At 38.7% G+C, this 20,679-nt stretch carries 30 protein-coding genes and 1 pseudogene; 26 read left to right on the top strand and 5 right to left on the bottom strand.

Annotated features, from left to right (window positions below; genetic code table 11):
• Positions 1–66: 66 nt before the first annotated feature.
• The 5 genes and pseudogenes from U735_RS0117805 to U735_RS0117785 all read right to left on the bottom strand — a co-directional run bounded on the left by U735_RS0117805 (position 67) and on the right by U735_RS0117785 (position 6,010).
• Positions 67–567, bottom strand: a complete 501-nt coding sequence (locus U735_RS0117805; RefSeq protein WP_031445123.1) for a lipid-binding protein — start codon at positions 565–567, stop codon at positions 67–69.
• 13 nt (positions 568–580) lie between these two features.
• Positions 581–1,291, bottom strand: a complete 711-nt coding sequence (locus U735_RS0117800; protein ID WP_146032782.1) for a hypothetical protein — start codon at positions 1,289–1,291, stop codon at positions 581–583.
• Between the two features lie 60 nt (positions 1,292–1,351).
• The gene (locus tag U735_RS0117795) at positions 1,352–2,812 is read right to left on the bottom strand and encodes a SusD/RagB family nutrient-binding outer membrane lipoprotein (RefSeq protein ID WP_031445121.1); all 1,461 of its coding nucleotides are present in this window, start codon (positions 2,810–2,812) and stop codon (positions 1,352–1,354) included.
• Positions 2,813–2,827: 15 nt separating this feature from the next.
• Positions 2,828–5,575, bottom strand: a pseudogene (locus U735_RS0117790) (SusC/RagA family TonB-linked outer membrane protein); the annotation flags it as partial.
• Positions 5,576–5,587: 12 nt separating this feature from the next.
• On the bottom strand, positions 5,588–6,010 hold the full coding sequence (locus U735_RS0117785) for a carboxypeptidase-like regulatory domain-containing protein (protein WP_198036663.1): 423 nt from the start codon (positions 6,008–6,010) through the stop codon (positions 5,588–5,590).
• A gap of 613 nt (positions 6,011–6,623) precedes the next feature.
• On the opposite strand from U735_RS0117785, the gene rpsL reads away from it, so the two are divergent.
• The 26 genes from rpsL (at position 6,624) to infA (ending at position 20,675) form a co-directional block, all read left to right on the top strand.
• A complete protein-coding gene (rpsL, locus tag U735_RS0117780; RefSeq protein WP_031445118.1) occupies positions 6,624–6,998 on the top strand; it encodes a 30S ribosomal protein S12 in 375 nt (124 codons plus the stop codon).
• A 77-nt stretch (positions 6,999–7,075) separates the two neighbouring features.
• Positions 7,076–7,552: a 30S ribosomal protein S7 gene (gene rpsG / locus U735_RS0117775; protein WP_031445117.1), complete on the top strand. Its 477-nt coding sequence runs from the start codon at positions 7,076–7,078 to the stop codon at positions 7,550–7,552.
• 9 nt (positions 7,553–7,561) lie between these two features.
• Positions 7,562–9,694 (top strand): elongation factor G, encoded by a 2,133-nt coding sequence (fusA, locus tag U735_RS0117770; protein WP_031445116.1) that lies wholly within the window; start codon positions 7,562–7,564, stop codon positions 9,692–9,694.
• Positions 9,695–9,705: 11 nt separating this feature from the next.
• The gene (rpsJ, locus tag U735_RS0117765) at positions 9,706–10,011 is read left to right on the top strand and encodes a 30S ribosomal protein S10 (RefSeq protein ID WP_010230113.1); all 306 of its coding nucleotides are present in this window, start codon (positions 9,706–9,708) and stop codon (positions 10,009–10,011) included.
• A 237-nt stretch (positions 10,012–10,248) separates the two neighbouring features.
• Positions 10,249–10,869, top strand: coding sequence for a 50S ribosomal protein L3 (rplC, locus tag U735_RS0117760; protein ID WP_031445115.1), 621 nt, complete (start codon positions 10,249–10,251; stop codon positions 10,867–10,869).
• Entirely contained in the window at positions 10,869–11,498 is a 630-nt protein-coding gene (gene rplD / locus U735_RS0117755; RefSeq protein ID WP_031445114.1) for a 50S ribosomal protein L4, read from the top strand. The genes rplC and rplD overlap by 1 nt, the downstream gene beginning before the upstream one ends.
• A gap of 7 nt (positions 11,499–11,505) precedes the next feature.
• On the top strand, positions 11,506–11,796 hold the full coding sequence (rplW, locus tag U735_RS0117750; RefSeq protein ID WP_031445113.1) for a 50S ribosomal protein L23: 291 nt from the start codon (positions 11,506–11,508) through the stop codon (positions 11,794–11,796).
• Positions 11,797–11,805: 9 nt separating this feature from the next.
• Positions 11,806–12,630: a 50S ribosomal protein L2 gene (gene rplB / locus U735_RS0117745; RefSeq protein WP_031445112.1), complete on the top strand. Its 825-nt coding sequence runs from the start codon at positions 11,806–11,808 to the stop codon at positions 12,628–12,630.
• 13 nt (positions 12,631–12,643) lie between these two features.
• On the top strand, positions 12,644–12,922 hold the full coding sequence (rpsS, locus tag U735_RS0117740) for a 30S ribosomal protein S19 (protein ID WP_026810026.1): 279 nt from the start codon (positions 12,644–12,646) through the stop codon (positions 12,920–12,922).
• A 3-nt stretch (positions 12,923–12,925) separates the two neighbouring features.
• Positions 12,926–13,333 carry a 50S ribosomal protein L22 gene (gene rplV / locus U735_RS0117735; RefSeq protein WP_031445111.1) on the top strand — a complete coding sequence of 136 codons (408 nt, stop codon included), beginning with the start codon at positions 12,926–12,928 and terminating at the stop codon, positions 13,331–13,333.
• Between the two features lie 10 nt (positions 13,334–13,343).
• Positions 13,344–14,066 (top strand): 30S ribosomal protein S3, encoded by a 723-nt coding sequence (gene rpsC / locus U735_RS0117730; RefSeq protein WP_031445110.1) that lies wholly within the window; start codon positions 13,344–13,346, stop codon positions 14,064–14,066.
• A 20-nt stretch (positions 14,067–14,086) separates the two neighbouring features.
• The gene (gene rplP / locus U735_RS0117725) at positions 14,087–14,506 is read left to right on the top strand and encodes a 50S ribosomal protein L16 (protein ID WP_031445109.1); all 420 of its coding nucleotides are present in this window, start codon (positions 14,087–14,089) and stop codon (positions 14,504–14,506) included.
• 17 nt (positions 14,507–14,523) lie between these two features.
• On the top strand, positions 14,524–14,715 hold the full coding sequence (gene rpmC, locus U735_RS0117720) for a 50S ribosomal protein L29 (RefSeq protein ID WP_031445108.1): 192 nt from the start codon (positions 14,524–14,526) through the stop codon (positions 14,713–14,715).
• A 13-nt stretch (positions 14,716–14,728) separates the two neighbouring features.
• A complete protein-coding gene (gene rpsQ, locus U735_RS0117715) occupies positions 14,729–14,986 on the top strand; it encodes a 30S ribosomal protein S17 (RefSeq protein WP_031445107.1) in 258 nt (85 codons plus the stop codon).
• 2 nt (positions 14,987–14,988) lie between these two features.
• Positions 14,989–15,357: a 50S ribosomal protein L14 gene (gene rplN, locus U735_RS0117710; protein WP_031445106.1), complete on the top strand. Its 369-nt coding sequence runs from the start codon at positions 14,989–14,991 to the stop codon at positions 15,355–15,357.
• Between the two features lie 13 nt (positions 15,358–15,370).
• Entirely contained in the window at positions 15,371–15,685 is a 315-nt protein-coding gene (rplX, locus tag U735_RS0117705; protein WP_031445105.1) for a 50S ribosomal protein L24, read from the top strand.
• 2 nt (positions 15,686–15,687) lie between these two features.
• Entirely contained in the window at positions 15,688–16,239 is a 552-nt protein-coding gene (gene rplE, locus U735_RS0117700) for a 50S ribosomal protein L5 (RefSeq protein ID WP_031445104.1), read from the top strand.
• Between the two features lies 1 nt (position 16,240).
• Positions 16,241–16,510 (top strand): 30S ribosomal protein S14, encoded by a 270-nt coding sequence (rpsN, locus tag U735_RS0117695; RefSeq protein WP_031445103.1) that lies wholly within the window; start codon positions 16,241–16,243, stop codon positions 16,508–16,510.
• Positions 16,511–16,577: 67 nt separating this feature from the next.
• Positions 16,578–16,976 carry a 30S ribosomal protein S8 gene (gene rpsH, locus U735_RS0117690; protein ID WP_031445102.1) on the top strand — a complete coding sequence of 133 codons (399 nt, stop codon included), beginning with the start codon at positions 16,578–16,580 and terminating at the stop codon, positions 16,974–16,976.
• Positions 16,977–16,996: 20 nt separating this feature from the next.
• The gene (rplF, locus tag U735_RS0117685) at positions 16,997–17,539 is read left to right on the top strand and encodes a 50S ribosomal protein L6 (RefSeq protein WP_031445101.1); all 543 of its coding nucleotides are present in this window, start codon (positions 16,997–16,999) and stop codon (positions 17,537–17,539) included.
• Between the two features lie 11 nt (positions 17,540–17,550).
• Positions 17,551–17,907, top strand: coding sequence for a 50S ribosomal protein L18 (rplR, locus tag U735_RS0117680; RefSeq protein ID WP_031445100.1), 357 nt, complete (start codon positions 17,551–17,553; stop codon positions 17,905–17,907).
• Between the two features lie 7 nt (positions 17,908–17,914).
• Positions 17,915–18,439, top strand: coding sequence for a 30S ribosomal protein S5 (gene rpsE / locus U735_RS0117675; RefSeq protein WP_031445099.1), 525 nt, complete (start codon positions 17,915–17,917; stop codon positions 18,437–18,439).
• 13 nt (positions 18,440–18,452) lie between these two features.
• Positions 18,453–18,632: a 50S ribosomal protein L30 gene (gene rpmD / locus U735_RS0117670; protein WP_031445098.1), complete on the top strand. Its 180-nt coding sequence runs from the start codon at positions 18,453–18,455 to the stop codon at positions 18,630–18,632.
• Positions 18,633–18,647: 15 nt separating this feature from the next.
• Complete coding sequence (rplO, locus tag U735_RS0117665; RefSeq protein ID WP_031445097.1) at positions 18,648–19,100, top strand: 50S ribosomal protein L15; 453 nt, start codon at positions 18,648–18,650, stop codon at positions 19,098–19,100.
• 12 nt (positions 19,101–19,112) lie between these two features.
• The gene (secY, locus tag U735_RS0117660) at positions 19,113–20,456 is read left to right on the top strand and encodes a preprotein translocase subunit SecY (protein ID WP_031445096.1); all 1,344 of its coding nucleotides are present in this window, start codon (positions 19,113–19,115) and stop codon (positions 20,454–20,456) included.
• A 3-nt stretch (positions 20,457–20,459) separates the two neighbouring features.
• A complete protein-coding gene (gene infA / locus U735_RS0117655; RefSeq protein ID WP_013549436.1) occupies positions 20,460–20,675 on the top strand; it encodes a translation initiation factor IF-1 in 216 nt (71 codons plus the stop codon).
• Positions 20,676–20,679 lie beyond the last annotated feature (4 nt).

Genomic DNA, 20,679 nt, shown 5'->3' with positions numbered 1-20,679 from the left:
GGGTAAAGGTAAATAAAAAACCACCCGATTACGGGTGGTTTATAGTAATTATTTGGACTTAAAGAGTTAAGGCAAATCGTTAATTTTAGCCGTGCTCTTATAACCGGAATATTCCCAAATTTCACCTGGAATATCCGAAAATTCAGCCTTAAAAGAAATGCTGTCTACAACATCACCACTTGGTGTTGTAGCACCTCCTTTTACAATTACACCGTCAGTAATGGTTACTGTTACATCGTAATAAAGTTCCTCTAAATCAGTACCGCCAAATGTCAATGCACCAAGATTTAAAGGCACTTTTGCTTTTAAACCCCAACTGTGCTCTTGATCATCCAACCACATAAACTCAGTACCATTAGCCGAGGTGTTATAAATACTGATAGTATTTGTACCAGCTGGATCACCGTCATATAGCATATCTACAACCCATGTTCCAGTTATTTCACTAATAAGGATATCGTTCTCATCAGGCACTGATTCAACTTGATCACAAGATACAAATGAAGCTATCAAAGCAAAACTTAGAAACAAGTAGCTTAGTTTGTTTAATATTATATTATATTTCATTTTCTTCAAGTTTTTAATTAAAATAAATATCAGTTTGGGTAAAGACTGTTTTAAATGTATAGCCAAAATCCCACTCTACTGTAAGTACAAGGGTTTTAGTAACCGGATCTACCGTTAAACTAGTGAAAGTATTTGATCCACCAAATGTATTAGTAGCAACCGGCCCTTCACTAGTGAAATCATTTGTTGCAATATTATTGGCTTTTAGAACCATGCCTGGTGTGGCATAAGCTACACCAATGGCTCTTCCATATTCGTACCAACCACCTTGTGCATCAGAAATAGCATATCTATCATCTCCCAAGTCCCTAATAATGAACGGACCATTATCTTGGTAACCGGCGGGAGAACTTCCATTTCGTGAAACAGAAGCTGTATACATCCCAGCTATACTGGTTATAAGATCACCATTGCATTCAGGGTATAAAACTGTCCTAAATTCAGTGGCAGGGATCTCGTCGGTATTAAAGGCGCTATAGGAGACCTGATAAACATCAGGACCATCAACTACTGAAGAAGCTCCAAAATATTTCCCGCTTACTTTGGTTTCTAAATCAATTTCTACTCCTCCGGCGGAAGCTACGGCTCCTGGATCTGAGTAGGAGCTTGCGTCACAATCCAAAGTAACATCACCCCCTTCCAAGGTAATCGTAGGTAGGTAGGTAACTGCTGAAACGTCGGATGAACCTGGTGCATCTACACTAGGGTCACAACTTGTTAACATCAATCCTAGGATTGAAAACGTACATAATATTAATTTATATTTTTTCATCTTTTTATTTTTTTAATTATCCCAAAATATGGCATCTGTAAGTTGTCTTTGTGGCAATGCATTTGGATTTAAACTTCTTTCAGATTCAGGGTATAACCATGCGGAAGGAAATGTTCCACTTGGTAAAACAGATAATGGAGGAGTTTGGAAAATTCCATCCGTAAAAATCCTACTGGCAGGCCTATCAAATCTTCTAGTTTCAATCCATCCCTCATCCTCTTGGGTTCCATTTAAAGATATCCATTTTTGTATACCAATCAGATCAAGTTTGTCGTCTAAAGTAGTTGCTCCGGCAAAATTTAATGAGCTTATATATGTAGCAGCGTCAGCAACTTCCATGTAGTCAAAGTTCAATTCAATAGCGGTGGAGAATGCTGTTTCGGCATCATCGCTTGTATTATATCGTACATCGGCCTCCGCTCTTAAAAACCAAACTTCCCATGGGCTCATTAAGATAGCAGGATTTGTTGAGGAATAAGCATATTCAGAAGCCATACTATAATCAGACGCTGGTGCCGTGAAAGGCTCGTCATCTATGGTTCCCTGATCTATCCCGCGCAAGTTTCCTGCAAATGTCCCAGTAGTGGCCTTGGTATATAATACCTCAGCTCTAGGATCGTTAAGTGATTCAAGTAGGTTTAACGAAGCATTACTAGCAAAGTAAAACATTCCTACACCAAATTCTGCTCTAGCAAACATTGGGTTTTGATCACCAGTATTTCCAGAAAAGGGAATGAAAGGCATATCATCAACGGACTCTATAAAAGTACCGTTGCTAATAAGGGATTGTACGGCAGAACCCTGTGCACTAACTTCGGAAGTTCTCATTAAAATTCTTAATTTTAATGAATTGGCAAATTTTATCCATTTGTCCGTATCACCTTGATAGATAAAGTCGTCTTCATCAACTGTACCATCTTCTGCTAGTGCTAAATCACCTAGAGCCTCATCTAACATAGTAACCAGTCCAGGGTATATAATTGCCTCAGCAGAATCTGAATTTGGTGTTAATATTGAGCCGTCCTCAATGGCACCAGAAATGGCTTCAGTAAATGGAATATCTCCAAAATGATCCACCAAACCTTGAAATAGATAGGCCTTCAATACATTAGCAATGCCTCTATATGCTGCGGAACTACTATTTTTGGTAATATAGTTTAAATCGGTAAGGCAATTGGCATAGGCACGTTGCCAGTAGCCATTAAAATCACCACCTGCAGATACATAACGTTCTTCATTTCCAATTGAAACTCCAATTCCCCATGTATAGTATTGGCTCCAAAGCATGGATTCTTCGTAATTCAAATCATGATCAACAATATATCCCATATAGGCAATTGCGGCGCTTAAAACTTGTGGGTCTCCAGCAGATGGGAAAGTGTTCGGGTCTATATTAACTTCTTCCAAACTATCAGAACATGAAAAGCTCAGTGTTAATAATAGAATAAGACATATATTAATTTTTTTCTTCATCGTATTATTTTTTTATTAAAATGACAATTGTAAGTTAAGTCCAACACTTCTTGAAGAAGGTGTTTGGGTTGTTTCAATACCTTGGGCATTGTCTGTTAAACCAGGACCATTAACTTCTGGGTCAGCATATTTGTTACTATCAGGTAACCAATACTTAAGGTTTTTACCAAATAATGATAATCTAGCATTAGTAAAGAAAGTATCTTTTAGCAATGCCTTCGAAAAGGTATAGCTCAATTCTACCTCTCTTAATTTTAGAAAACTTGCATCAATTAATTGTGTAGAAACCGGAGCATCATAATTAGTAAAATAATCTTGTTCGGTAATTTGAACGATATTTTCTGAGAAAGTACCATCTCCATTATCTACTACCGAATTTGGAAAAATATACGGCTCTCTATTATAAACAGTAGTGTTAACGTTAGTACCGTTAAAATTGGTATTGTATTTAGTTTGGGAGGCAAATAGCCCTCCTTTTTTCCTGTCGAATAGAACCCTAAATCCAAATCCTTTGTAATTAAGATTGGCGCCAAAATTCACTAAATAATCAGGCTGGTTGTTACCTAAAATTACATCATCATCCGGATATACAGGAAAACCAGTATTGCCATCAACAATAACTTCCCCTTGATCATTGTACTTAAAGTCATTTCCTTTAAAAGTACCAAATGGCAAACCTTCTTTTGCAATCATAGTAACTGTTGTACCTGCGGCAAAACCAAAAGTTCCAATTGTTAACTCGTCTATATCATCTGTTATGGTAACAACTTTATTGTCGTTAGTAGAATAGGCTCCAAACAACTCAAAATTTAGACCGTCAACCAAACCAAGAATTGGTTTTAAGGTTAGGGAAAGTTCATGCCCTTTGTTCTCCATTCTACCAATGTTGCTCACCGTTTGGGTATAACCTGTAGATCTTGGAAGGCTTATGGTAACAAGCTGATCATCATGATTTGAATGATAATAGGTATAGGCTCCGCTAAGTCTGTTTTTAAAGAATCCGAAATCAAGACCAACTTCGTAAGTAGTCGTTAATTCAGGTTTTAGGCCTGGATTTCCGATAGTGTTTCCAATTGTAAAACCAGGTATACCGTTTTTTGGTAAGGTAAGGGAGTAATCCCCTAAACTTACAATTTCAGGATTACCCACAAAATAAGAGTTTAGTAAATATAAATCGGCGTCCTTACCAGATGTACCGTAACTACCTCTTAGTTTGGCATAATTTAGAATGTCATTTTCCAAATTAAATAAATCTGTTACAACCACGGAAGCACCAACGGCTCCATATAAAAAGGAGTTGTTTGCTGAAGGAAGCGTAGAAGACCAGTCATTCCTGGCTGATAGTTCTAGAAAGGCTGCATCTTTATAACCAAGCGTTGCATTCCCTAAAACCCCAAAAATTCTATACTTGCTTCTAAACATACTTGAAGTAGGTTGTTGACTACTATTGGCCAAGTTGTATGTGTCTGGAACTACCAAGCCGCCTACAGAACTTCCTATTAAGCGATCAGCAGTTCTTTGAAAGAAATTATATCCTCCAGCTGCTGTTAGTTTTAGGTCCTCACTAAATTCGGCGTCGTAATTGAGCAATACCGTGGCATCAAGATTTTCAACTTTAATATTGGTGTTAATATATTCACCTAATGAACTGTGCTTAGAATTACGGGTTGCAATTTGCAAATCGTCTGTCCAAACCAATTGTTGGGCAGGTGTATACGTTGGCGTCCATACATCGGTTTGGGTGTTTACAATATTGCCACCAAAGCGTCCTGTAATGGACAAGTTGTCCAAAAAGTTATAGGTTAATGAGGCGTTGGCTAAAAAGTTGTCTATCTCTGCCTCGTTACCATATTCATTTAAAATATAATACGGGTTTACAGATGAATAAGACCCCCAATATCCGTCAATACCATGAAATGGACTTTTATAGTCTCTTAGTTCCGTAAATGGGATATTAACCGGAGATTGAATCGCCATTGCGTAGGCATTATTACCTTCAAAAGCACGTGATCCTTCCTGAGCAGTATTTTGATCAACTCTGGCGTAACTAACTTTGAAATCGGATTTTAATTTCTCGCTTAACTTCGCAGAAGCGTTAAAGGTGATGTTATTTCTGTTGTAAGAGGTGTTATCAAGTATACCCGTTTGCTTTGTATTACCATAAGAGGCATAATAAGTAAAACCATCGTTAGATCCTGATAGGTTTATATTTTGTGTAACAGTGTACCCAGTGTTAAAAAAGTCTTGCAATTGATTTCTTACAGGACTGTAAGGTCTAGTCAAGGCTTCTAATGACCCATCTCCATCGGAATCAATTGGTGAAGTCCATGGTCTTACAACACCATCCATTGCTGGTCCCCAAGACCAGTTTTCTCCAGAATCCAGGTGAAGATTGTCATATCCTTGCCCAAACTTACTTTGGCGTTGTAAAACAATAATTGCCGTTTCCATTGAGGTTGAACCATTGTAATTGACTTGCATCTTTTTACCTTGGCCGGTTTTGGTGGTAATAAGAACAACTCCTGAAGCACCACGAGATCCATAAAGCGAAGTTGCGGAAGGACCTTTTAAAATGGTTACAGATGCTATATCGTCAGGATTGACGTCATTGAACCTGTTACCGAAATCGGAATACCCAGTCGTGGATTGACCAGCACCTCCTGAAGTAGCGGTATTATCAATTGCCACACCATCAATAACAATTAAAGCATTGTTGTTACCGGTAAGCGAACCTGAACCTCTTAATACAATTCTGGTAGATGAGCCTACAGAACCTTAAGCGGTAGATAAGTTTACACCAGCAGCTTTACCCCTTAAAGCTTCTAAAGCGTTTTTGTTAGGGACAGAGAGTAAGTCTTCTGATTTTACAGTCTGGTTGGCATAAACCGTTGCCTTTGCATTTCTGTCGCCAGTACCAAAAGCAGTAACTACCACTTCTTCTAGTGCTTGGGCATCTTCCTGCATTTGTACGTTGATAGTGTTACTGGCACCGACTGTCATGCTAGCATTCTTTTGTCCTATATAAGAGAACACCAAAACTTGCCCTACCTCTGCCATGATGGTGTATTCTCCATCAAAATCGGACTGGGTGCCAGTCGTGGTCCCTTGTACAAGGATGTTAACTCCAGGGAGTGGCAGACCATCTTGGTCCGTAACCGTACCTGAAATCGTTTTTTCCTGTGCAAAAGATAATTGCACAATCAACGCTAGAAACAGCGTTAAGATTCCATTTAACTTTGTTGTCATTTTATGATTATTTGAATTAGCAGCAGCAAAATTCCTAAATTCTTGTTAATAAAACAACTTTTTGAGCACAATTCTTATGCACGCATAAGAAAATTATGTTAAGAAAGTCAAAATTTGACGGTGATTATAGATTTTTAACACACTTGTGTGATATTTTTTTACATTTAACACAATTTATTTAGGAGGTCGTAGGAATTTTTTGCATCAAAATTGTTAATAAATTGACAATTTCATAATAATCGCAATTTTAGGGTGATTGCTGGGTGGTATATTGAATTATTTTTTGCGATTAAACGATTAAGCTGAGAATCTGGTAATATATAGGCGATTTTAGGACCTCTTAGCCACTGGGGTTTTTTATGGTGATCCTAAATTCCAAATTATGGGATTTTGTTTGTTTTTTGAAGCTATATTATTAGGTAGTGAGGTCTAATTCCGAGTTGCTGAATATGTTGCGTATAAAAAATATAAAAAATAAATAGCGTAGGGTTTGAATTATTGTGAATAATTACTACATTTGCCAGCCCTTAAAAGAGGGGTTAAGTTTTTATTATACAAAAATAGTATGCCAACAATTTCACAATTAGTACGAAAAGGAAGAGTCACAATTACTAAGAAGAGTAAATCGGCTGCTTTGGATTCGTGTCCTCAAAGAAGAGGTGTATGTACACGTGTTTATACTACCACTCCTAAGAAACCAAACTCTGCAATGCGTAAAGTTGCAAGGGTAAGGTTGACCAACGGGAAGGAAGTCAACGCTTACATACCAGGTGAGGGTCACAATTTACAAGAGCACTCGATAGTATTAGTAAGAGGCGGAAGGGTAAAGGATTTGCCAGGAGTTAGGTATCATATCGTTAGAGGTGCCTTGGATACAGCAGGTGTTGCTGGAAGGACACAACGTAGATCAAAATACGGAGCAAAACGCCCTAAGAAGTAAAAATTTGTTAAGAGTAATATATTAAGGTGTAAGTACTTTTAATATAGGACTATTGACCATTAACTCAAAAAGAAGAAATGAGAAAAAAGCAGGCAAAAAAGAGACCACTTTTACCAGATCCAAGGTTTAATGACCAATTGGTGACCCGTTTTGTTAATATGATGATGTGGGATGGAAAGAAGTCGGTAGCCTTTAAAGTTTTTTACGATGCTATAGATATCGTAGAAGAGAAAAAGACAGACGAAGAGAAAAGCGCATTGGAACTTTGGAAAGATGCATTGTCCAATGTTATGCCTCATGTTGAGGTAAGAAGTAGAAGAGTAGGTGGTGCTACTTTTCAGATACCTATGCAGATCAGACCAGATCGAAAAATTTCAACCGCAATGAAATGGCTTATCAGTTATTCTCGTAAGAGAAATGAAAAGGCAATGTCGCAAAAATTGGCAGGGGAAATTTTGGCTGCATCAAAAGAAGAAGGTGCTGCTGTTAAGAAAAGAGTGGATACTCATAAAATGGCTGAGGCCAATAAGGCATTCTCACACTTTAGATTTTAATAAGCAGAAATGGCAAGAGATTTAAAATATACAAGGAATATTGGAATTGCAGCACATATTGATGCTGGAAAAACAACTACGACCGAGAGGATTTTGTTCTACACGGGCGTTAGTCATAAAATAGGTGAGGTGCACGATGGTGCGGCTACAATGGACTGGATGGAACAGGAGCAGGAAAGAGGTATTACCATTACCTCTGCAGCTACTACCTGTGAATGGAATTTCCCTATGAAAAATGGGGCCGTTATAGACGAGACCAAGCCTTATCACTTTAACATTATAGATACTCCGGGACACGTTGATTTTACCGTTGAGGTAAACCGTTCCCTAAGGGTATTGGATGGTTTGGTATTCTTATTTAGTGCGGTTGATGGTGTTGAGCCACAATCAGAAACTAACTGGAGATTGGCCGATAACTATAAGGTGCCAAGAATGGGCTTCGTAAACAAAATGGACCGTCAAGGGTCTAACTTCTTAAACGTGTGCAAGCAGGTTAGGGAGATGTTGAAATCCAACGCAGTGCCTATTGTATTGCCAATTGGTGATGAAGCTGATTTTAGAGGTGTAGTTGATTTGGTTAAGAACCGTGCAATTATATGGCATGAGGAGAACTTTGGTGGTACTTTTGATGTAGTTGATATTCCGGCCGACATGAAAGATGAGGTTAGGGAATATAGGGCTGCTTTGATTGAAGCTGTTGCCGAGTATGACGAAACCTTAATGGAAAAATTCTTTGAAGACGAAGATTCCATTACCGAAGATGAAGTACACGCTGCTTTAAGGGCTGCTGTTATGGATATGAGTATCATACCTATGATCTGTGGTTCTTCATTTAAGAACAAAGGGGTTCAGTTTTTATTGGATGCCGTATGTCGTTACTTGCCATCGCCATTGGATAAGGATGCTATTATAGGTACCAATCCTGATACTGAAAAGCCTGAGTCCAGGAAGCCAAGTGTTAAGGAGCCGTTTGCTGCCTTGGCATTTAAGATTGCTACCGATCCATTTGTAGGTCGTTTGGCATTCTTTAGAGCATATTCAGGTAGATTGGATGCGGGATCTTATGTATTGAACAATCGTTCAGGAAACAAAGAGCGTATTTCCAGAATTTACCAAATGCATGCCAATAAGCAAAATGCAGTGGAGTATATTGAAGCTGGGGATATAGGTGCAGCTGTAGGGTTTAAGGATATTAAGACCGGGGATACCTTGTCTGATGAAAAACATCCAATTGTTTTGGAAAGTATGAACTTTCCTGATCCGGTTATCGGTATCGCTGTGGAGCCCAAAACAAAAGCTGATGTTGATAAATTGGGAATGGCTTTGGCTAAATTGGCCGAAGAGGATCCAACTTTCCAGGTAAAAACTGATGAAGCTTCTGGTCAAACTATTATTTCCGGTATGGGTGAGCTTCACTTGGATATTATTGTTGACCGTTTAAGACGTGAGTTTAAGGTTGAGGTAAGTCAAGGTGAGCCTCAGGTAGAATACAAGGAAGCATTGACTAAGAATGCCGCCCACAGGGAGGTTTACAAAAAGCAATCTGGTGGTCGTGGTAAATTTGGTGATATCGTCTTCGAGATGGGACCTGCTGATGATGATTTTGTTGGAACTGGTTTACAGTTTGTTGATGAGATCAAAGGTGGTCGTATACCAAAAGAATTCATAGGTCCTGTTGAAAAAGGATTTGCTGCTGCCATGAAAAATGGACCATTGGCCGGTTATGAGATGGATAGAATGAAAGTGGTTCTTAAGGATGGATCTTTCCACCCTGTGGATTCTGATGCACTATCTTTTGAATTGGCTGCAAAAATGGGTTACAAGGCTGCGGGTAAAGCTGCAGGAGCTGTAATTATGGAGCCTATCATGAAATTGGAAGTTTTGACTCCAGAGGAAAACATGGGTGATATAGTAGGTGACTTGAACCGTAGAAGGGGAACCGTTACCAATATGGATGACAGGGCAGGTGCCAAGGTAATTAAAGGTACAGTGCCATTGTCCGAAATGTTTGGGTATGTAACTTCTTTGAGAACATTGTCTTCTGGTAGGGCAACTTCAACAATGGAATTTTCACATTACGCTGAAACACCATCCAATATTTCAGAAGAGGTTATCAAGAAAGCAAAAGGATTAACAGCTTAAATCGTACTAAGATGAGTCAAAAAATTAGAATAAAATTAAAGTCGTACGACCATAACTTGGTAGATAAATCTGCTGAGAAGATCGTAAAAACGGTAAAGACTACAGGTGCGGTGGTAACTGGACCAATTCCTTTGCCAACACATAAAAAAATATTTACGGTTTTGCGTTCACCGCACGTAAATAAGAAAGCAAGAGAGCAGTTCCAATTAAGTTCTTACAAAAGACTTTTGGATATATACAGCTCTTCATCCAAAACCATCGATGCCCTAATGAAGTTGGAACTTCCTAGTGGTGTTGAGGTGGAGATCAAGGTGTAGTGAATCTTGGTTTTCTGGAGCAATAGCGAACTGAAAATCTTAGATGAATTGCATTCCGAAAGTGATTCGGAATCTGTAGAAAGAAGAGATAGACCCTGAAAGGAGTTTAGGGTAGACATGTCCCGAGCGTTTCGCGAAGGAAAAACGGAAAAAAATATATTCAGGGTTGAATTATTTTTTGACCCTGTTTTTTTGTCGATAATTTAAATAGTAATTAATTAATAATCAATTATAAATATGTCTGGGTTAATAGGTAGAAAAATAGGTATGACCAGCATTTTCGATGAAAATGGAAAGAACATTCCATGTACAGTAATCGAAGCTGGACCATGCGTAGTTACCCAAGTCAGAACCGAAGAGGTGGACGGGTACAATGCCCTTCAGCTTGGTTTCGATGACAAGGCAGAAAAACGTGCTAATAAAGCGGCTACAGGTCACTTTAAAAAAGCAGGAGCTTCTCCTAAGAAAAAAGTCATGGAATTCAGGTATTTTGAAGAAGGTGCGCACAAATTAGGGGATACTCTTGGAGTAGACCTTTTTGTGGAAGGAGAATTTGTTGATGTAATCGGTACCTCTAAGGGTAAAGGTTTTCAAGGTGTTGTTAAAAGACACGGCTTCGGCGGTGTTGGTCAATCAACCCACGGTCAGCACAATAGGTTAAGGGCTCCAGGTTCCATTGGTGCTGCTTCATATCCTGCAAGAGTTTTTAAGGGAATGAAAATGGCCGGTAGAATGGGTAGCGATAGGGTTACCGTTCAGAACCTAAGAGTATTAAAGATTGTTCCAGAAAAGAACCTTTTAGTGGTAAAGGGTTGTGTTCCTGGTCATAAGAACGCTTACGTAACTATTGAGAAGTAATGAAGGTAGCAGTTTTAGATATAAAGGGAAAAGAAACAGGTAGAAAGGTTGAGCTTTCGGACGCTGTATTCGCAATAGAACCAAACAATCATGCTGTTTATTTGGATGTTAAACAATATTTGGCACACCAAAGACAGGGTACGCACAAATCCAAAGAGCGTGCTGAGATAGCAGGTAGTACAAGAAAGATCAAAAAACAAAAGGGTACAGGTACTGCTCGTGCGGGTAGTATTAAGTCTCCGGTGTTTAGAGGTGGTGGACGTATATTTGGGCCAAGACCAAAGGATTATAAGCAAAAATTGAACAAAAATGTTAAGCGTTTGGCCAGAAGGTCTGCCTTGACATTGAAGTCAAAAGACAATGCTATAATGGTGGTTGAGGACTTTAATTTTGAAGCCCCAAAAACTAAGGATTTTAAGCAATTTTTGAAGTCTTTGGGCTTGGAGAATAAAAAATCCCTAATTGTGTTGGGTGATTCAAATAATAACGTATATTTGTCCTCACGCAATTTAGAGCGTTCTGAGGTTATAACTAACTCAGAATTAAGCACTTACAAAATATTAAACGCTAACAACCTAGTGTTGTTGGAAGGTTCTTTGGAAGGAATCGAATCGAACTTAATTAAATAAGCGAACCATGAGTGTGTTGATAAAGCCAATTATTACGGAAAAAATGACTGCTGATAGCGAGTTGCACAATCGTTATGGTTTTTTTGTTGATCCAAAAGCCAACAAGATCCAGATTAAGGAAGCAGTGGAAGCAACTTATGGTGTTTCTGTCGATAAAGTTCGAACAATGAATTATGGTCCTTCGCGCAAGTCGCGTTACACTAAAACTGGTGTACAGCACGGAAAGACAAGTGGTTTCAAAAAAGCCATTGTTGATGTAGCAGAAGGAGATATTATTGATTTTTACAGTAATCTATAAAGACAAAAAATGTCAGTTAGAAAATTAAAACCAATCACTCCTGGGCAGCGTTTTAGAGTAGTAAACGGATTTGACGCCATTACTACTGATAAGCCGGAAAAAAGCTTGCTTGCTCCGTTAAAAAAGTCGGGAGGTAGAAACAGTCAAGGAAAAATGACCATACGCCAAAAAGGTGGAGGTCATAAGAGAAGGTATCGTGTTATTGATTTCAAAAGGGATAAGCAAGGTGTTGCTGCAACTGTTGATTCAATTCAGTACGATCCAAACAGAACAGCTTTTATAGCATTATTGGTATATACCGATGGCGAAAAGAGATATGTTATTGCTCCAAACGGTTTACAAGTTGGGCAGGAAGTATCTTCTGGTGCCGGGGTTGCTCCAGAAATCGGGAATGCACTTCCTTTGAGTGAGATACCTTTGGGTACCATCATTTCAGGAATAGAATTGCGTCCAGGACAAGGAGCTGTAATGGCAAGAAGTGCCGGTACATTTGCCCAGTTAATGGCAAAGGAAGGTAAGTTTGTTACCATTAAATTGCCATCAGGTGAAACCAGATTGGTTTTAGCGGATTGTTTGGCTACTATAGGTGCAGTATCCAACTCGGATCATCAATTATTGGTATCAGGTAAGGCTGGTAGAAGTAGATGGTTGGGAAGAAGACCAAGAACAAGACCGGTAGCGATGAACCCTGTCGATCACCCCATGGGTGGTGGAGAAGGTAGGGCTTCTGGAGGTCATCCTAGATCTAGAAACGGAATTCCTGCTAAAGGATACAGAACCCGTTCCAAGACCAAGAGTACCAACAAGTATATTTTAGAACGTAGAAAGAAATAAAAAGTAGAAAGAAATGGCACGTTCATTAAAGAAAGGACCTTACGTTCACTATAGTTTGGATAAAAAAGTCCAACAAAATGTTGAATCTGGTAAAAAGGCAGTCATTAAGACATGGTCTAGAGCTTCTATGATTACTCCTGATTTTGTAGGTCAGACAATAGCGGTTCACAATGGAAAGCAATTTGTACCTGTTTTTGTAACAGAGAACATGGTGGGTCACAAATTAGGTGAATTTTCTCCAACAAGATCTTTTAGAGGTCACGCTGGGGCAAAAAATAAAGGAAAAAAGTAAGCTATGGGAGTTCGTAAAAAACAAATGGCCGAAAGAATTAAGGCAGAAAAGCAGCAAATAGCGTTTGCAAAGTTGAATAATTGCCCTACTTCCCCTAGAAAAATGCGCTTGGTAGCGGATTTGGTTAGAGGTGTAAAAGTGGAGAAAGCGCTTGCTATTTTAAAATTCAACCAAAAGGAATCATCTCGTAGATTGGAGAAGTTATTGCTATCTGCAATAGCCAACTGGCAATCTAAGAATGAGGATGCAAGTGTTGAGGATGCTGAACTTTTTGTTAAGGAAATCAGAGTGGATGGTGGAAGTATGTTGAAAAGACTACGTCCTGCTCCACAGGGAAGAGCACATAGAATTAGAAAACGTTCCAACCACGTTACCTTGGTTTTGGGATCTAACAATAACACACAAAGCTAGAGCATTTAGTATGGGACAGAAAACAAATCCAATCGGAAATCGTCTAGGAATTATCAGAGGATGGGAATCTAACTGGTACGGTGGAAACGATTATGGTGATAAACTTGCCGAAGACGATAAGATCAGAAAATATGTTCATGCACGTTTGGCAAAAGCAAGTGTGTCTAGAATTATTATTGAGCGTACCCTTAAGTTGATTACCGTTACAATTACCACTGCAAGACCAGGTATTATTATTGGAAAAGGTGGTCAGGAAGTTGACAAATTAAAGGAGGAGCTTAAAAAGATTACGGACAAGGAAGTTCAGATCAATATTTTTGAGATTAAAAGACCTGAATTGGACGCTAATCTTGTTGCTGCCAGTGTAGCACGTCAAATTGAAAGTAGAATTTCTTTTAGAAGAGCTATAAAAATGGCAATCGCAGCGGCCATGAGAATGAACGCTGAAGGAATTAAAATTCAGATATCTGGACGTTTGAACGGAGCTGAAATGGCAAGATCCGAATCCTATAAGGATGGTAGGATTCCATTGTCCACTTTTAGAGCCGATATAGATTATGCTTTGCATGAAGCGCATACAACCTATGGAAGATTGGGTATAAAAGTATGGATCATGAAAGGTGAGGTTTACGGAAAAAGAGAACTTTCTCCATTGGTAGGTATGGCAAAAAGCCAAGCTCCCGGAAAAGGTGGAAAACAAGAAGGCCCGAAGAAACAACGTCGTAGAAAGTAATTTTTTAAAGAAGTAAAGAAATGTTACAGCCAAAAAGAACTAAGTTCCGCAAAATGCAGAAAGGTCGTATGAAAGGGATCTCTGGAAGGGGACATCAACTTTCAAACGGTATGTTTGGTATTAAATCAATGGATACCTCTTTTATAACATCGCGCCAAATAGAAGCAGCTCGTATTGCGGCAACTAGGTACATGAAAAGAGAAGGCCAATTATGGATAAAAATATTCCCGGACAAGCCTATCACCAAGAAACCGTTAGAGGTTCGTATGGGTAAAGGTAAGGGTGCTCCAGAATATTTTGTAGCTGTAGTGTTGCCAGGAAGGGTTATGTTCGAGGTTGCCGGTGTGTCTCTTGATATTGCAAAGGAGGCTTTACGTCTTGCGGCACAGAAACTACCAGTAAAAACTAAATTTATTATTGCTAGGGACTATTCTGCTTAATATAATTGCAAGGAATCATGAAACAATCAGAAATAAAAGAATTATCAGTTGAGGGGTTAAAGGAAAAGAGTGCTGAATTTAAAAAGCAGTATTCTGATTTAAAATTGGCCCATTCTGTTACACCATTGGAAAACCCTTTACTTATCAGAAAAGTAAGAAGAACTGTAGCAAGATTGGCAACTGAATTAACTAAAAGGGAATTACAATAATTGGTTCTGCTTTATGGAAAAAAGGAATTTAAGAAAAGAGAGAATAGGAGTTGTAACTAGCAACAAAATGGAGAAATCAGTAGTGGTTTCAGAAGTTAAACGTGTTAAACACCCTATGTACGGTAAGTTCGTGTTGAAAACTAAGAAATATGTTGCGCACGATGAAAAGAACGATTGCAACATTGGCGATACTGTTAAGATCATGGAGACACGTCCATTGAGTAAGACCAAATGTTGGAGGTTAGTGGAAATCATTGAAAGAGCTAAATAATTATGTTACAGCAAGAATCTAGACTAAAAGTAGCGGACAATACGGGTGCAAAAGAAGTTTTGACCATTCGTGTGTTGGGAGGTACAAAGAGAAGATATGCTTCTGTTGGGGATAAAATTGTAGTTGCCGTTAAGGAAGCTACACCTAACGGAGCTGTTAAAAAAGGTGCAGTTTCCACAGCAGTTGTTGTAAGAACAAAGAAAGAAGTTAGAAGACCTGATGGTTCTTATATTCGTTTCGATGATAATGCCTGTGTGCTTTTGAACCCAACAGGGGAAATGAGAGGAACACGTGTTTTTGGACCGGTAGCCAGGGAACTTCGTGACAAGCAGTTCATGAAAATTGTATCATTGGCTCCAGAGGTGCTTTAATAAATATAGCAAAATGGGAAAATTAAAAATCAAAACAGGGGATACTGTTAGAATTATTGCCGGAGACCACAAAGGGGTAGAGGGCAAGGTTGTAAGTGTAGACCGTGAAAAAAACAAGGCAATCGTTGAAGGAGCCAATATGGTTTCCAAACACGAAAAGCCAAGTGCCAGCAATCCTCAAGGTGGGATTGTTAAGAAAGAGGCTTCCTTACAGATATCCAATCTGTCGTTGATCGATCCAAAATCTGGAGAGACCACTAGAGTTGGTTTTGAAGTAAGAGATGGTAAGAAAGTGAGATTTGCGAAGAAATCTAAAGAAGTAATTTAGTTATGGCTTACGTTCCAAGATTAAAACAGGAATATAAAGAAAGAGTTATTAAGGCTCTTAGGGAGGAGTTTGGTTACAAGAATGTAATGCAGGTTCCTAAATTAGAAAAAATTGTTGTTAGTAGAGGTGTTGGTGCCGCTGTAGCGGATAAGAAACTTATAGACCATGCGGTAGATGAGTTGACCAATATCACTGGCCAAAAAGCAATTTCAACGATGTCTAAAAAGGATGTTGCTGCATTTAAATTACGTAAAGGAATGCCTATTGGGGCAAAAGTAACCTTACGTGGAGAGAGAATGTACGAATTCTTGGATAGATTGGTTACAACTGCATTGCCTAGGGTAAGGGATTTCCAAGGAATTAAGGCCACTGGTTTTGATGGAAGGGGAAATTATAATCTTGGTATTACGGAGCAAATTATATTTCCAGAAATAAACATTGATAAAATTAACAGAATCAATGGTATGGATATTACATTTGTAACCTCTGCGGAGACAGATAAAGAAGCTAAATCATTATTAACCGAATTAGGACTACCTTTTAAAAAGAATTAGTATGGCTAAAGAATCCATGAAGGCCCGTGAGGTCAAGAGAGAAAAGATGGTAGCTAAATATGCCGAGAAGAGAAAAGCCTTAAAGGAGGCTGGTGATTATGAGGCGTTACAGAAGTTACCTAAAAATGCTTCTCCTGTTCGTTTGCACAATCGTTGCAAGCTAACTGGAAGACCAAGAGGTTACATGAGGACTTTTGGTATATCCAGGGTTACTTTTAGAGAAATGGCCAATAATGGTCTTATACCTGGAGTAAGAAAAGCTAGCTGGTAATAAAAAAGTATAAACTGGTTTCAGGTTTAACAATAATGTTAAAAACCGTTACCGTAAATCAATAATTATGTTTACAGATCCAATTGCGGATTATTTAACGAGAATTAGAAATGCAAGTAGCGCCGGCCACAGGGTGGTTGAGATTCCTGCCTCTAATTTAAAGAAAGAAATTACTAAAATATTATTCGATCAAGGATATATTTTAAGCTACAAATTTGAAGATAACGCGGTTCAGGGGACTATTAAAATAGCCTTGAAATATGACAAGTTCACAAAAGAGCCGGTTATAAAGAAAATAAAGCGAGTTAGTACACCAGGACTTAGAAAATATGCTAGCTCCGAGGAGTTGCCAAGAGTTTTAAACGGTCTTGGTATTGCTATTATTTCTACTTCCCATGGTGTAATGACCAGCAAGCAGGCAAAGCTTGAGAATGCAGGTGGGGAAGTATTATGTTATGTTTATTAATACTATAAAGATTTAGAAAGATGTCTAGAACAGGTAATAATCCAATAGCAATTCCAGAAGGAGTAACCGTAGAGGTTAAGGAAGATGTTATTACTGTAAAAGGTAAGCTGGGAGAACTTTCCCAAGAATTTTCTGGTGCTGCTGTTAAGGTTGAAGATGGTCAAGTATTTGTTACAAGACCTTCAGATTCCAAGGAGCATAAAGCAAAACATGGTCTTTACAGATCTTTGATCTTTAATATGGTCCAAGGAGTTTCTAAAGGATGGACAAAGGAATTGGAATTGGTAGGGGTAGGATACCGTGCCAGTAACCAAGGACAAACATTGGATCTAGCTTTAGGGTTTTCGCACAATATTGTTTTGGATCTGGCTCCTGAGGTAAAAGTGGAGACCGTATCCGAAAAAGGAAAGAATCCAATTATAAAGCTAAGTTCGCATGATAAGCAATTAGTGGGGCAGATTGCCGCTAAGATTAGATCTTTCCGTAAGCCAGAGCCTTACAAAGGAAAAGGAATTAAGTTCGTTGGTGAACAATTAAGAAGAAAAGCTGGTAAATCGGCTTAATAATTAGCATTATGGGATTAACGAAGACTGAAAGAAGACTACGTATCAGAAGAAGGATTAGAAAAATATCCTCAGGTACTGCAGAAAGGCCAAGGCTTGCTGTTTTTAGAAGCAATACTGGGATATACGCTCAAATTATTGATGATGTGGCCGGAACAACTTTAGTGTCCGCTTCCTCAAGGGATAAGGAGTTGGCTAAGGCTAAAGGGACGAAAACAGAAGTGGCTAACCTAGTTGGGAAGGCTATTGCCGAAAAGGCAAAGGAAGCTGGAATAGAAGCTGTTGCTTTTGATAGAGGTGGTAATTTATACCATGGAAGAGTTAAATCATTAGCCGATGGCGCTAGGGAAGCAGGATTAAAATTCTAAGAATATTATGTATCAGAAATACAAAAACGTAGAGACTGTTAAGCCGGGAGGTTTAGAATTAAAAGATAGATTGGTTGGGGTACAACGTGTTACCAAAGTAACGAAAGGTGGTAGAGCGTTCGGTTTCTCTGCTATCGTTGTGGTAGGTGATGAAAATGGTGTTGTAGGTCATGGTCTAGGTAAGTCTAAGGAAGTTGCTACGGCAATTGCCAAGGCTATAGAAGATGCTAAAAAGAATCTTATTAGAATTCCTTTGAACAAAGGTACTTTGCCTCATGAACAAAAAGGGAAATTCGGTGGAGCTAGAGTTTATATCCAGCCTGCATCGCACGGTACCGGAGTAATTGCAGGTGGTGCGGTTAGAGCGGTATTGGAAGCAGTAGGTGTTCATGATGTATTATCTAAATCACAAGGTTCTTCCAACCCTCATAACGTAGTAAAGGCTACTTTTGATGCGCTTTTACAGCTTAGAGGTGCTAAGACAGTTGCAAACCAAAGAGGTATTTCTTTAGAAAAAGTTTTTAAAGGATAAAACCAAGAATATAATGGGAAAGATTAAAGTTAAACAGGTAAAGAGCAGTATTAAAAGAGCTCAAAATCAAAAGAGAACATTAGAGGCTCTTGGTTTACGAAGAATAGGACAGGTTGTAGAACATGATGCTACCTCAAGTATTCTTGGAATGATAAATAAAGTTAAACACTTAGTTTCCACAGAGGAGGCTTAATATAATTTTAGTGTTATGAATTTAAGTAATTTAAAACCAGCGGAAGGTGCTGTCCAAAAAGCCGGTAAAGTCGTAGGTAGAGGTCAGGGCTCCGGAAAGGGAGGTACTGCTACCAGAGGACATAAAGGTGCTAAATCCAGGTCTGGTTATTCTAAGAAAATTGGTTTCGAAGGTGGTCAAATGCCATTGCAGAGACGTGTGCCAAAATTTGGTTTTACAAATATCAATAGAAAGGATTACGCTGGGATCAATCTGGAAAAATTACAGGAATTGGTAGATAAAGGAGCCATTAAGGATACGGTTACTTTGGATATCCTTGTAGAAAACGGATTGGTAGGCAAAAACGATTTGGTTAAGATTCTTGGTAATGGAGAGCTAAAAGCTTCCCTTAAAGTTTCTGTACATAAATTTACAGCTACCGCAAAGGCCGCAATTGAGGCTGCAGGTGGTGAAGCTATAAGTTTATAAGCAAAGAATACTATGAAGAAATTTTTCGAGACATTATCAAATATTTGGAAGATTGAAGAACTAAAGGGTAGAATAATCGTTACCCTTGGTTTGCTTTTGGTGTATCGTTTTGGTGCGCAGGTGGTACTTCCAGGTATTGATTCTACCCAGTTAGCTGGGTTGGCCTCCAGTACTGATAGTGGTATTTTGGGTATTTTAAATGCCTTTACCGGAGGAGCATTATCCAATGCCTCGGTTTTTGCGTTGGGAATTATGCCCTATATTTCTGCTTCTATTGTAGTACAATTAATGGGTATAGCCATTCCTTATCTACAAAAGTTGCAAAAGGAAGGCGAAAGCGGAAGAAAAACGATCAATCAAATTACCAGATGGCTTACTATCGGTATTTGTATTGTTCAGGCTCCTGCTTATTTGTACAGTTTGGGAGCTTTAGGTGTTCCTGACAGTGCCTTCGTATTTGGTAAGGGACTTGATTTTGTGATACCCTCAGTTATTATTTTAGTTGCTGGAACCATTTTTGCAATGTGGTTGGGAGAAAAAATTACCGATAAAGGAATCGGAAATGGAATATCCCTTCTGATCATGATCGGAATTATAGCTACCATGCCTCAGAATTTTGTGCAAGAATTTATATCCAGGACTGCAAATAACAACGGTGGACTTATGTTCATGCTTATTGAAGTCATTATTTGGTTTATCGTGATTTTGCTTTGTGTATTGTTGGTAATGGCTACACGTCAGATTCCTGTTCAATATGCAAGAAGAACGGCTTCCGGTGGATATGAAAAGAATATTATGGGATCTAGACAGTACATTCCTTTAAAGTTGAATGCTTCTGGAGTAATGCCTATTATATTTGCGCAAGCCATTATGTTTGCACCTGGGTTGTTGGGTAAAACCTTTAACAATACCGCGGTAGGACAGTGGATGGAAGTTCAGTTCCAAGATATATTTGGATTGGCCTACAATCTTTTGTTCGGGTTCTTGATTATTGTGTTCACCTATTTTTATACGGCGATTACAGTACCTACCAATAAAATGGCGGATGATCTGAAAAGAAGTGGTGGTTTTATTCCTGGAATTAGACCAGGAAAGGAAACTGGGGATTTCTTGGATAAGATAATGTCATTGATTACATTACCTGGATCTGTTTTTCTCGCTTTATTGGCGGTATTACCGGCAGTGATTGTTAAGATTATGGATGTACAGGCTGGTTGGGCATTGTTTTACGGAGGAACATCATTGTTGATCATGGTTGGTGTGGCGATCGATACAGTGCAACAAGTAAATTCTTATTTGTTGAACAGACATTACGACGGTTTGATGAAATCAGGAAAAAATAGAAAGGTAGCATAGATTATGGCTAAACAATCAGCAATAGAGCAAGATGGAAGCATAATTGAGGCATTGTCAAATGCCATGTTTCGCGTGGAGTTGGAAAACGGTCACGTGGTAACAGCACATATCTCTGGAAAAATGCGTATGCATTATATTAAGTTACTTCCAGGGGATAAGGTTAAGCTCGAAATGAGCCCTTACGATTTAAGTAAAGCAAGAATTACATATAGATATTAAGTAA

The sequence above is a fragment of the Arenibacter algicola genome, assembly GCF_000733925.1.
GTDB classification, from domain to species: domain Bacteria; phylum Bacteroidota; class Bacteroidia; order Flavobacteriales; family Flavobacteriaceae; genus Arenibacter; species Arenibacter algicola.
Note: the sequence above shows the minus strand (reverse complement) of the source record. Positions and strands in the feature narration are given on the sequence as shown.